Annotated in this window: 8 protein-coding genes, 1 tRNA gene and 1 pseudogene; 3 read left to right on the top strand and 7 right to left on the bottom strand. The window is 48.9% G+C overall.

Going from position 1 to position 12545, the window contains the following annotated elements:
- Nucleotides 1-341: transposase (locus QZ311_RS11570; protein ID WP_297068171.1), on the top strand; the 341-nt coding region annotated here is incomplete at its 5' end.
- A gap of 120 nt (nucleotides 342-461) precedes the next feature.
- A pseudogene (locus tag QZ311_RS11580) lies at nucleotides 462-1315 on the top strand (transposase).
- 140 nt (nucleotides 1316-1455) lie between these two features.
- Here QZ311_RS11580 and QZ311_RS11585 read toward each other — a convergent pair.
- From QZ311_RS11585 to QZ311_RS11615, 7 genes are all read right to left on the bottom strand, one after another.
- Nucleotides 1456-1536: transfer RNA gene (locus QZ311_RS11585), tRNA-Leu, on the bottom strand.
- A gap of 330 nt (nucleotides 1537-1866) precedes the next feature.
- Complete coding sequence (locus tag QZ311_RS11590; protein ID WP_297068182.1) at nucleotides 1867-3294, bottom strand: glycoside hydrolase family 28 protein; 1428 nt, start codon at nucleotides 3292-3294, stop codon at nucleotides 1867-1869.
- Nucleotides 3295-3750: 456 nt separating this feature from the next.
- Nucleotides 3751-5844 (bottom strand): ATP-dependent DNA helicase RecG, encoded by a 2094-nt coding sequence (gene recG / locus QZ311_RS11595; protein WP_297068183.1) that lies wholly within the window; start codon nucleotides 5842-5844, stop codon nucleotides 3751-3753.
- A 62-nt stretch (nucleotides 5845-5906) separates the two neighbouring features.
- Complete coding sequence (ispD, locus tag QZ311_RS11600; RefSeq protein WP_297068186.1) at nucleotides 5907-6626, bottom strand: 2-C-methyl-D-erythritol 4-phosphate cytidylyltransferase; 720 nt, start codon at nucleotides 6624-6626, stop codon at nucleotides 5907-5909.
- Nucleotides 6627-6810: 184 nt separating this feature from the next.
- Nucleotides 6811-9084: a polyribonucleotide nucleotidyltransferase gene (pnp, locus tag QZ311_RS11605; RefSeq protein ID WP_297068188.1), complete on the bottom strand. Its 2274-nt coding sequence runs from the start codon at nucleotides 9082-9084 to the stop codon at nucleotides 6811-6813.
- A 239-nt stretch (nucleotides 9085-9323) separates the two neighbouring features.
- Entirely contained in the window at nucleotides 9324-9782 is a 459-nt protein-coding gene (locus QZ311_RS11610; RefSeq protein ID WP_297068191.1) for a PH domain-containing protein, read from the bottom strand.
- A gap of 92 nt (nucleotides 9783-9874) precedes the next feature.
- The gene (locus QZ311_RS11615) at nucleotides 9875-10312 is read right to left on the bottom strand and encodes a GNAT family N-acetyltransferase (RefSeq protein ID WP_297068194.1); all 438 of its coding nucleotides are present in this window, start codon (nucleotides 10310-10312) and stop codon (nucleotides 9875-9877) included.
- A gap of 309 nt (nucleotides 10313-10621) precedes the next feature.
- Here QZ311_RS11615 and QZ311_RS11620 point away from each other — a divergent pair, with 309 nt between their 5' ends.
- Nucleotides 10622-12268 (top strand): hypothetical protein, encoded by a 1647-nt coding sequence (locus QZ311_RS11620; protein ID WP_297068197.1) that lies wholly within the window; start codon nucleotides 10622-10624, stop codon nucleotides 12266-12268.
- Nucleotides 12269-12545: the final 277 nt, after the last annotated feature.

The following is a 12545-nucleotide window of genomic DNA, read 5'->3' on the forward strand; positions in this document are numbered from 1 at the left end:
ACATGCCTCAGGAGACAATCGTGGCGATATACCGCCGCCGGTGGCAGATTGAGTCGCTTTTCAAGCAGATAAAGCAAAACTTCCCTCTGAGATACTTCTACGGCGAAAGTGCCAACGCCATAAAGATCCAGATATGGGTAACACTAATAGCAAATCTGCTGCTCTCGGTCTTACAAAGCACCCTACAAAGGCGTTGGAGTTTCTCGGGACTGGCTACAATCGTTAGAATCGTTCTGATGTATTACCTGAATCTCGAAAAGTTCCTCAACCAGCCCGATGCAGACCTGAAAATAATGCTCGCTGAAGAATCTGAATCGCCGCCTGACAATACTGAAAACTGATGAGGGGGCTTGTCTCATATAAAAAGTAAGCCCAACTTCTTCCATTCAAGAAGTTGGACTCAACTTTTTATGGTTTAGCGGACAGTAATAATATTGTATCCTGAAAATTTCGGCGTGGACATGAGTCTTGACGAGACCTGTCTGAGCAATGGCGATGTCTACACCGTACTGACCAACAAAGCCACGCATGGCGGCAAAGGGACTCTTGCAGCGATGGTTCGTGGTGTGGCAAGCGACACAGTGTCGGCTATACTGAGGAAAGTGCCTTTGAAACAGCGTCTTAAGATAAAACAGTCACGACAGACCTTTCTTCGGCCATGATGCTTACTGTCAGAAACGTGTTTCCCGGTGGATCGCTTGTCAATGACCGGTTCCATGTCCAGCAGCTCATTTCAGAAGCCGTTGACCAGCTGAGGATACGACACCGTTGGGAAGTCCTCGATGCCGAGAACAAGGCGATCAGGGAGCATCGTCAGAAGAGAAAGGACGCAAAGTCAAAAGAGGAACGCGAACGAATCGGACAATGGGAACCGGAGAGGATGGAAAACGGCGAGACCATGCCTCAGATCATGGCTCGCAGTCGACATATCATCCTCAAACACAAATCAAAATGGAACGAGCAGCAGCGGATTCGCGCACAGATACTGTTCAGGGCATTCCACGATTTGGAAAAGGCCTACAACCTCTTTCTTGGACTTGTGGATGTCTTCAATAAGAATGTTTCCGCCGGAGTGGCCAGACTGAATCTTGCTAGATGGCATAACGAGGTGGAAGCCTTCGGCAACAATGAGTTCAATAAAGTGCTTGAGACATTTGAAAGCCACAACGTGACCATTATCAACTATTTCGAGCGCAGGCTGACAAATGCATCCGCCGAATCCTTCAACGCCAAAATAAAAGCTTTCCGCTCCCAATTCCGTGGAGTCGGAGACATAAAGTTCTTTATGTTCAGACTGGCCACACTATACTCTTGACATCACCTCCGCCCACCGGAAAAATCCGCTGACCCGCAAAAGTTATGCGGAATATTTGGATTTTGCCTGTAATTTGCCTGTAGAAATTAAAAGAAGCGACTTAACTTGGTGATGACCACTTTGTTAAGTCGCTTTTGGTGTGCCCAGAACAGGACTCGAACCTGCACGCCTCGCAGCACTCGCACCTGAAACGAGCGCGTCTACCATTCCGCCACCTGGGCTTTTGCGGTCACAAAGGTAATAATCTTTTTTGGTTTTGCCAAATATTTTTGCCGTTATAATGCGAATTTATTCTGCGATTTATTTAACGTTGGTTCAATTGCAGGTTCAATCGCAGGTTTAAAGCATGGGTTCAACGAATGTTTAATTGCAGGTTCAAAGCATGTTCAATTGCAGATTCAATTTGTTCAACGAATGTTTAATTGCATGTTCAATTGCAGATTCAATTTATTCAACGAATTTATTGAATTATCTTATTGGGGTAATTATGCAAACCTTTTTGAAGCTTTGGTGGACTTGTTTTTTCGTGGATTGGATGGACTTGCGTCGCCTTACCGTTCGAATATCTTGTCTTTAGCTGAGACTTGGGTGGGGATTCCGGCAGACGGACCGATGTGGCATTCGCCCATACTCACCTCCGATGTGTTGGTGAAGCTGATTCCTGTCCGTGCTTCTCCGACCGAGATGTTGTTGAGGCTCACATTTCTGATAGGTTTTTGTCTTGTCCCTTGCAACACAAGAGCCGCTGCCGATGCCTTCGTGCAGCTCAGTCCGTTGATGTGGATATCGCTTATGTCGGAATAGTTGGTGCTCGTGAGGCCTTCACCTGCATACTGGCTTGTCACATAGAACAGGTCCTCTACCTCTCCGAATTTACAATTGTTGAGATATATTCCATTCACAAAACCTCCTCGGTCGGGATTGGTCTTGACATATAGTCCGCGCTTGCAATATCCGGCATAGTCACAGTCCTCGATAATCACATTTCGCACGCCACCCGACATCTCGCTGCCGATGACAACCGCGTGTAGACCTTTGAAATGACAGTTGCGTATGACGATGTTCTCGCATGGAAGCCCTGTTGTCCATCCGTCGTTGTCGCGTCCGCTTTTGATTGCGATATTGTCGTCGCCGTTATCGAAATAGATATCCTCTATGAGCAGATTGCGTGATGACTCCGGGTCAATTCCGTCATTATTGACGAGCTTTGCATCATAGCGGAGCGAACGGCACACGCCGTCCTCACACTGCAACAGGTGTATGCACCAGAACGGTGAATTTATGATTTTTACACCTTCGAGCGTCACTCCGGTGCAGCGGTAGAGCTGTATCAGGTGAGGACGCAGCCAGTCGCCTTCACCAAAGCGTCGTTCGCTGAGGGGAACATTGCCGTGGTTCATGTCACGGCTGCGCGACTGGGCCGGTTTCTGATTTTTGCGCCAAGTCGCGAACGTAGTCATTGCATTCCCGTCAATCAGACCTTTGCCGGTTATGGCCACATCGTGCAGTCCGTAGCCGTAGATCATGGGGGAGTAGTTGTAGAGATAAGTTCCTTCCCAGCTCGTATTGACAATAGGGTAGAGCTCTGGCGACGGATCAAACCGTATGACAGCCCCTTCGTCAAGGTGAATGCAGAGATTGCTCACAAGTGTGAGTGGTCCGCGGAGATAATAAGTTCCTGCCGGGACAGTGATCCGTCCTCCGCCTGATTTCTCAACCTTGGCGATAGCCTTCTTGAATGCGGGCAGACAGTCTTTCACTCCGTCGCCTTTTGCTCCGAATTTCAGAATGTCAAATTCGCGGTCGGAAATCTTTGCGCCGTGGATATTGGCGAGGATACTGTCACGCAGCCCGACGCGACGCAGCTCGACGGCATCGTCATTGCTCGATGGCAAGTCGTTCGGGGTGTTCGCCTGAATGGTGGAGGCGACAAGCAATGCGATAATTCCTATGATTGTTTTCAGGTTGATGAGATTCATGGTGTCTTACGTTTTTTATACGGTTGATTGGTCACTGCGAAGTTACTCAATATTTTCAACATATCACAACAAAGGAGGAGTTAAGACGTCAGTCCTAACTCCTCCCCTCACGTTTCAACTATTTATTTATGAGAGCCTCAGTATCTGGTTTCACAACCCAATAAAGAGGACGAGGGATGTAAATTTAGATTTTCCTGCTTTGAGCTTCTTTATCTTTACTTACACTATTAAAACAACTGAAACCCAGCTTTGAACTATCTCAGAGCGCTAAAAGACATTAAAAAAAGTCAAGCCTTAGACTCAATTTTACCGAAATGTTAAAATCGGGTCTAAGGCTTGAATTTTTCAGCCGGATTATGATGACAAAAAGTTGACACTTAGCAGAATTAGTGTGTCGGAGCAATATCTGTCGCAGAGGGTGGACAGGTCGGCGTAAGCCCTATTGCGGGAGGTGCTTCACGAGATTCTTGACCAGTCTCTGACGCGCGTTGTCAGCAGGTCGAGCTGCGAGCGGATGAGGGCGTTGGCCGGACTCTGAAGGTCAGGGTCGGAATCGAGTATTGTGCACGCTGTGTCGCGTGCGAGCTGCACGATTTGACCGTCAGTAGCGAGGTCGGCGATATGCAGGTCAATCGGGATGCCGCTCTGCATTGTCCCTTCGATGTCGCCCGGTCCGCGCATCTGCATGTCGGCCTCGGCGATTGCAAAACCGTCGGTGGTCGAGGTCATGAGTTCAAGCCGTTTGCGGGTGTCCTTGGCAATCTTACGTTTCGACATGAGAATGCAATAGCTCTGTCCCTCGCCTCGGCCCACGCGTCCGCGCAGCTGATGGAGCTGCGAGAGTCCAAACCGTTCGGCGTTCTCGATGAGCATGGTTGTGGCGTTCGGGACGTTGACTCCCACCTCGATCACTGTTGTGGCAACGAGAATATGCGCTTCGTGTGAGGCGAAAAGGTTCATCTGATACTCTTTTTCCTGCGGTTTCATCTGGCCGTGGACAAAGGCCACCTTGTAGTCTCTGAATGTCTCACAGATGTTTTCATATCCGTCTTCGAGCGACTTCAGGTCAAGCTTCTCGTTTTCCTTGATAAGAGGGTAGACGATATACACCTGTCGTCCGAGCCTTAGCTGCCGTCCGATGCCCTGATATGTCTTGAACCGGTCTTCCTCGTAGCGCAGCAGAGTGACCACGGGCTTGCGGCCGGGCGGGAGTTCGTCGATTACCGAGACGTCAAGGTCGCCATAGACGGTCATGGCAAGTGTGCGGGGGATAGGGGTTGCTGTCATGACGAGCACATGTGGCGCGATTACATTTTTTGTCCACAGGCGTGCGCGCTGGGCCACTCCGAAGCGGTGTTGCTCGTCGATGACGATGAAACCGAGGTTGTGGAAACGCACATTGTCCTCGATTACGGCATGAGTGCCTATCAGTATGTGGAGTGAGCCGTCGGCCAGTTGTTCGTGGATGACTGCACGTTCCTTTTTTCGGGTTGAGCCGGTCAGCAGTCTGACGTTGATGCCCATCGCCGCTACAAGTTTTGTAATGGTCTCGAAATGCTGTGTCGCAAGTATTTCGGTCGGAGCCATCAGACACGCCTGCGTATTGTTGTCGAGGGCTATCAGCATGCAGAGAAGAGCCACGAGGGTCTTGCCTGAACCGACGTCGCCTTGCAGCAGACGGTTCATCTGCCGTCCTGTCGCCATATCGGCACGTATCTCCTTGATTACCCTTTTCTGAGCGTTTGTGAGCGGAAAGGGCAGGAATTCAGAATAGAATGTGTTGAAAAAATGTCCGATGCGTGGGAAATGGAAACCTTGTGTGGCGGAATTGCGTTTGCGGGCATAGCGCTGTATGTCGAGTTGCAGATAGAACAGTTCCTCGAATTTCAGCCTCAGGCGTGCCTGTTCGAGCTGTGCCGGTGACTGCGGACTGTGGATTGCAGTAATAGCTTCGCGGATTCCGATGAGTCTGTGCCGGCTGATTATTTCCGGAGGCAGGGTCTCGGCCATGTCGCGTATGCCCGAGAGGATGTCGCTGACGGCTGTGGCAAATGTCTTCGACGAGAATCCTCTGTTGCGTAGCTGCTCGGTCAGAGGATAGACTCCCCTGAATCCTCCTTGGGCGCTTGCGGCTTCCGGCGTGTCGACTTCCGGATGCACCATGCTCCAGCGTCCGTTGAAGTTCGATGGTTTGCCGAACAGGATGTATTCCGTGGCCGTGTGATAGAGTTGCCGCAGTGATTTGATGCGTTGAAACCACACAACTTCCATCACGGCGCTTCCGTCGGAGAAGAGACCCACAAGGCGTGTCTTAGCCCCTTCGCCCTGCACGGTGAAACTGATGAACTTGCCTTTGACCTGAAGCGAGGGCATGTCGTCGCCGGCGAAATCAATGATGCGGTATATCGACCGCCTGTCGATATAGTGGGTAGGGAAATGGAAGAGAAGGTCATGATAGGTCCTTATGCCGAGATTCTTTTCGAGAAGCTCGGCTCGTTTAGGGCCTATTCCGCGCAGGAATTTGATGTCCATTCTTCGCAGTCCGTTCATAGGTGCTTTCTGATTCGTTTATGGGATTGTGATTGCAGGTCGGGCGCAATCATAGAGGATGTTCAGATGAGTGAGAGATAGAGCTCGGCTATGGCCATGTCGCCGGGATTGGTCACCTTGATGTTATGCGGGTCACCGTTGACGAGGCGCAGATTTGTATATCCTGCGGCTTCCATGACCGATGCGTCGTCGGTGAACACAGGAAGGAGTTCCTGTCCGTAGGCTTTGAGGAGTTTGTCGGCAGGGAATATCTGTGGAGTCTGGACCGCACGGAGTGTCGACCTGTCTACGGCCGAAGAGCTTCCGTCAGCACCCACAAGCCTGATTGAATCGGTGACGGCGCAGGCCGGGAGCGCTCCGTCGCAACCTTCCACACCGTCGACTATGGCGGATATCAGAGCCTGTGTCACCACCGGGCGTGCGGCATCGTGGATGCTGATCAGGCTGGTAGAGTCATGCGGGATAACCGAAAGTGCGTTTTTGACACTGTGGGCTCTCGTAGCTCCTCCTGTGACGATAGTGTGCGGCAGGGTGAAGCTGTGGTCCTTACACATTTCGAGCCATTCGCCGGTCATGTCGGCGCTGAGCACCACTATCAGTTTCCATTCCGGAGTGGAGGAGTGGAGACGTTCGAGGGTTGTCATGAGCAGCGGCCGTCCGGCGAGGTCGCAGAACTGTTTCGGTAGATTTCCTCCGTAGCGTGAGCCGCTACCTGCGGCGACAACGATGTGCACGTTGTCCGTCTGGCTTAGAGGTGTGCTGTTATAATAATGTGGTGACATGGCTTCCAAGATTCAAATTAAGAGGGCGTTTAATAACAATAGTTAAAAACCCGGCGAATCCCCCGTGTGTCGGGGACTCGCCGGGGCGTTGATTCAATGGTAAATTATGACGTTTGGTTAACTAAGGGGCGTGAATTGATTTTAATCAGTCTGGTTGATATGATGTGATAAGTCAACGTTCGGATTAATTTCTTGGGCCGCCGTAGTTATTGTTGTCACGACGCGGTCCGCGTTCACCACGGTCGTCACGACGGGGACGGTCATTGCGGTCTCCATCGCGGCGGGGACGGTCTCCGTCACGGCGCGGTCCGCGCTCGCCACGGGGTGCACGCTCGCGCTCTACATAGCCTTCGGGTTTGGGCTGGAGTGCGCGCATTGACAGACGGTATTTACCTGTTTTCTTATCGATTTCGATGAGCTTCACGTCAACTTCGTCACCTTCCTTGAGACCTGATGCCTCCATGTTTTCGAGGCGGTTCCATGAGATTTCAGAGATGTGGAGCAGACCGTCGCGGTTGGGCATGAATTCAACAAACGCGCCGAATTCAAGTATCGAACGCACCTTGCCGTGGTAAACCTTGCCCTCTTCGGGAAGTTCGACGATGGCGTTGATCATCTCAAGAGCCTTGTCGATAGAAGGTTTGTTGGCAGCTGCGATTTCGATATATCCGCCTTCGGGGATTTCGTCTATGCTGACAGTCGCACCGCTGGCTTCCTGAATGCCTTGGATGATTTTTCCGCCCGGGCCGATGACAGCACCGATAAGCTCTTTGGGGATGAGCATGGTGACGATGCGGGGCACGTGGGGCTTGTAGTCTTCGCGGGGTGCGGGGATGGTCTCCTGAATCTTGTCGAGGATGTGGAGACGGCCTTCCTTGGCTTGGTTGAGAGCTTTTTCAAGGATTTCATAGCTGAGGCCGTCGACCTTGATATCCATCTGGGTTGCAGTGATACCGTTGCGTGTGCCTGTCACCTTGAAGTCCATGTCGCCGAGATGGTCCTCGTCGCCGAGAATGTCGGAAAGGATTGCATACTTCTCACCGTCGGAGATAAGACCCATTGCGATACCGCTGACGGGGCGCTTCATCTTCACGCCTGCGTCGAGGAGTGAGAGAGTGCCCGCACATACGGTTGCCATTGACGACGAGCCGTTTGATTCGAGGATGTCGCTGACGATACGGCATACGTAGGGGAAATCGTCGGGGAACATGCGCTTGAGTGCGCGGTGTGCGAGGTTTCCGTGTCCTACTTCACGACGGCCTACGCCGCGGGGTGCGCGAGCTTCGCCTGTCGAGAAGGGAGGGAAGTTATAGTGGAGAAGGAAGCGTTCGCGGCCTTGGTTGAGCACATCGTCGAGGATTTTTTCGTCGAGTTTTGTGCCGAGGGTGACAGTCGCGAGCGACTGGGTCTCACCACGGGTGAAGACTGCCGATCCGTGAGGTCCGGGAAGGTAGTCGACCTCACACCAGATAGGACGGATTTCGGTGGTCTTGCGGCCGTCGAGACGGATACCTTCGTCAAGCACGCAGCGACGCATCGCTTCTTTCTCTACATCGTGGTAGTAGCGCTTGACCATGGCCTTCTTTTCTTCGCGCTCCTCTTCGGGGAGTGATTCGAGGTATTCTTCGCAAATCTTGTCGAAGCTCTCCTGACGCCAGTGCTTGTCGGCGCTGCCTGTCTTGGCGATGGCATAGGCCTTGTCGTAGCACTTGTCGTGTACGTCCTTGCGGAGCTCTTCATCGTTTGTCTCGTGGCAATATTCGCGTTTTACGGTAGAGCCTACTTCTTCAGCAAGTTCCATCTGGGCCTTGCACTGAACCTTGATGGCATCATGCGCTGCACGGAGTGCGGCGAGGAGGTCGGCTTCAGATACTTCGTTCATTTCGCCTTCAACCATCATGATGTTGTCGTAGGTGGCGCCTACCATGAGTTCCATATCTGCCTTTTCAAGCTGTTCGAAAGTGGGGTCGATTACGAACTCGCCGTTGATGCGCGCTACGCGCACTTCCGAAATCGGGCCGTTGAAAGGTATGTCGCTCACTGCGATGGCGGCCGATGCGGCAAGTCCTGCGAGAGCGTCGGGCATGTCGACTCCGTCTGAGGAGTACATGGTCACCTGCACGATGGTGTCGGCATGGTAATTGTCGGGGAAAAGCGGACGCAGTACTCGGTCAACGAGGCGGGAAGTCAGAATTTCGTAGTCGCTCGCGCGGCCTTCACGTTTGAGAAATCCACCGGGGAAACGTCCGTTAGATGAAAATTTTTCTTTATACTCTACTTGGAGGGGCATGAAATCAACTCCCTCACCGGCCTCTTTGGCCGTTACTACTGTCGCAAGGAGCATAGTGTTGCCCATGCGCAGTTCTACCGCTCCATCGGCTTGCTTTGCTAACTTGCCGGTCTCGAGTGTAATGGTGCGACCGTCGGGCAGCTCGATGGTTTTTTTGATTGGATTCATAAATTGTTCGTATTTTTCAGCTTGATAGGTTTATCTTCGTTTTTGCAGCTTAGTTTATTTCAGTTTGCAAAGATAGCAATTATTTGGAAATAATACCTATTTATATTGAAAAATATCCTTGTGCCGGTGAAAATAGATGCGAAAGAACTCTGCATTGCTTTCTCTGTCATCCATTTGTGTCAGGGGTGAAATCTGACGTGATTCTTGTGTGATGGTGTCGGCAGTAGTGGTATCGCTGTTCAATCGGAGGATGTTCCGTTGTCGAGATTTACCATGATGTCGGGATTGATTGAAAGAATCTGGCTGATGAACTCCTCTCTGCGCACCGGGGATATTATCAGAGGCATGGAGCTTTTCAGCACCTTTCGTTCGGTGAATGTCACCGCCAGCCGGTTGGTAAGTGATGTTGCCGGGGCTGAAAGGATACTTTTTGTCTTTCGTATTTCCTTGATTTTGTCGATGGGATAGGCTGTAGGGATAAAAAATTGATAAACCACCAGTTTGTCGCCATCGATTTTGTAGTAGACGCTGCGAAACGTTACTACTATAAATATGAGCATTCCCGAACTGATGACTACCGGGCCGATTCCGTCGTCAAGAAAGCAAGGAATCACACAGCAGGCCATTGTTATGACTATTATAAGCCACGTTGAACTGTCCCAGCGGGAGTTGTATCTGATACCGTTGAATTTTTCCATATGTAATTGTGTTTTGGGTTATGGCTGCATCTGTGTGCCTGCTGTCGGGAAGCGGGCGAATGGATTTGTTTTCTGGATGGAGGGGGCTTATATCATCCCATTATCATGCTTAAATGCGGGATTCCGTCAAGCATGAACTCGTCCGATGCTTCGACAAAGCCAAGTGACTTATAGAAATCGCATAAGTAGCTTTGTGCTTCGATTTCTATCTTTGGCGACATGCTTCGGGCTATTTTTATGGCCTCGCCCATGAGCAGGCGTGTCAGTCCCGCGCCTCTATGTTCTCTCATGGTCAGTACGCGGCCAATGGATGCCGCCGACGGATATTTTATGCCCGGATCAATGACTCTCAGATATGATTTTATCCTGCCGTTGTCTTCGATATAGACATGTGTGGAGTGCATGTCGGCCATGTCGAGATCCTGATACGGACAGTTTTGCTCTACGACAAATACCTCCGCGCGACAGCGCAGAATCTCATATAGCTCTGTAGTTGACAGTTCTTCAAATCGTTTGATATTGATTTCCATGCCGTAAAATTAGTCAATTATCTGAGAATTTCAAATTCGGTTTTTCGAAAAACTCCATCGTTGTGACGCGTAATATACAAATAACACTATTAACATTATCTCTGAGTACATCAAGGCCAGCTGCGATTTTGTACCTGTCTATTCTGACAGGTACTGATGGTTTACACTGTCAATTTACAAATAATGTGCGTCAAGGCATCAATGATAGAAAATTTGTAGCAGCCTTGACTTTTTATTCTATCGGTGTAGAAATCTCGCGGTTTTTATCTAAATTTGTATTTAGAGGCTGTATTTTGGACTCTTTACGGAATGGCAAAACAAAGTTCATATATAACTAATTTCATCCTGATGCTTGTTATCGCGGTTGTGGCAAGCATAATCGTTTCTTGCTCTCACAATCCGGCTGTTGACAGACGGCTTAATGTCGCTGAAAATCTGATGGAAGAGCATCCTGATTCTGCGTTGTTGATTCTAAATGAAATCGATACCGAACAAATAGAATCCAAAGTAAATAAAGCCCGGTATGCTTTGCTCAAATCAATGGCACTGGATAAGAATTATATCGACACAACCACCTTTGATGTTATCCGGCCGGCAATTGACTATTATATCGAGGATGGTTCACCTAATGAGAAACTTCGTACATACTATTATCAAGGTAGAGTCTACCAGAATCGGAGCGAGAATGATTCGGCGATGCAAAGTTTTATGCGAGGACGAGAATTTTGTAAGGAGGCATCCGACACCTTGACTATGGCGAATCTTTTGGTCGCACAAGCAGCCATTCAATATTCCATATACAAATTGAATGAATTTATAAACAACAATCTTGAGGCTGCGAACTTATATAAAGCCATTGGCCGTAAAGATTATGAAATTCTTAGCCTCGCCAACGCCTTGGATGGGGGGATTCTTAATAATGATAAATTTCTTACAGACAGTATTATGTCTATTGCGAAGGAAAGGGTCAGACAAAATCCTGAATTTACTTCGGTGATAGCTCCGTATGAACTTTCTTATGCCTTAAAGTTTGGGAATGAAGATAGTGTGGTTAGTATTTTGAATTATTATAAATCTGATAAATATCTTGAGGATGTAGATAAATTGGATATTGCAGAAGCCTATTGCAGAATAGGTGATGGGCCTAATGCCATGCGGGTTCTGTCTTCTATCCCCTTGGCATCAAAAACTCGTTCGTCTTTGAAATATTTGGCAATTAAACCTGCTATACTGGAATTAAACGGTGATATTTCAGGTGCATTGTCTGCATATAGGTTATTTTCGACGACCATTGATTCGCTTCATCAGCAGATTTTTTCTCAAGACCTGTTGTTTGCTGATAAGAAACATCAGTTTGAGATGGATGTACTCAGGGAGAGAACGCAAAGGGAACGCTTCGTTTGGATTGCGCTTGGGGTCATACTTCTTCTGATAATTATTTATCAGATATGGGTAATGAGGCTAAGAACTGAACATGAGAATGATTTGCTTAAAATTCAGACCTTGCAGCAAAACCTTTTTGAAAGCAGCCAAAAACAGAACGAGGCGAAAGAAAGAATCCAAAAACTGTTCCATACCCGTTTCCTGCTTCTTGACGGACTTGCATCATCTTACTTCGAGTCCAAGGAAACAGGACATGAACAGAAACGCATATTTGCAGAGGTAAAGGAATCTATCAATAATTTTAGGTCTGAGGGAACGGTTATAGAATTGACTGAGATTGTCAACGGATACAATAATGGGTTAATGGACCGTTTCAAAGATGATTTTCCGAAGTTGTCAAAATCAAGGTTTCGGTTTGCACTTTATCTTTTCTGCGGATTCTCCCTGCCTTCAATCAGTATTTTCACCGATACGGAGTTAAGGAACGTATATGTCCATAAATCGCGACTCAAGTCGGTGGTTTCCGGCAGTGACTCGCCCCATAAGGCCGAATATCTCCGATATTTTGAGTAATTTGCCAATAAGCAAGGTGATGTAAGAAATTCTTTTTGACCCATATTGATTATCAGTTGTTTAGGAGGGTAAATGCAAGGTGGTGTAGTTTGAGGTATGCCATGATTGGAGTAATTTTGCATCGGAAACGAACAAATTACTCATGAAAAAATCCATCTTTGGTATGCGTTCTATCCTCTGTGGAATTTTATCCCTTTGTCGACATGTCCGCTATCATTGTATATAACGTGAGTTCGACATAAGTAATCAGAACAACGTCAGTTGCTTGTCAGCGACA

This window comes from uncultured Duncaniella sp. (assembly GCF_910578445.1).
Classification (GTDB): domain Bacteria; phylum Bacteroidota; class Bacteroidia; order Bacteroidales; family Muribaculaceae; genus Duncaniella.

Excerpts from the sequence above, each read along its gene's own strand:
- QZ311_RS11590 (WP_297068182.1), bottom strand. The coding sequence starts at position 3,294 with ATGAATCTCATCAACCTGAAAACAATCATAGGAATTATCGCATTGCTT.
- recG (WP_297068183.1), bottom strand. The coding sequence starts at position 5,844 with ATGAACGGACTGCGAAGAATGGACATCAAATTCCTGCGCGGAATAGGC.
- ispD (WP_297068186.1), bottom strand. The coding sequence starts at position 6,626 with ATGTCACCACATTATTATAACAGCACACCTCTAAGCCAGACGGACAAC.
- pnp (WP_297068188.1), bottom strand. The coding sequence starts at position 9,084 with ATGAATCCAATCAAAAAAACCATCGAGCTGCCCGACGGTCGCACCATT.
- QZ311_RS11610 (WP_297068191.1), bottom strand. The coding sequence starts at position 9,782 with ATGGAAAAATTCAACGGTATCAGATACAACTCCCGCTGGGACAGTTCA.
- QZ311_RS11615 (WP_297068194.1), bottom strand. The coding sequence starts at position 10,312 with ATGGAAATCAATATCAAACGATTTGAAGAACTGTCAACTACAGAGCTA.
- QZ311_RS11620 (WP_297068197.1), top strand. The coding sequence starts at position 10,622 with ATGGCAAAACAAAGTTCATATATAACTAATTTCATCCTGATGCTTGTT.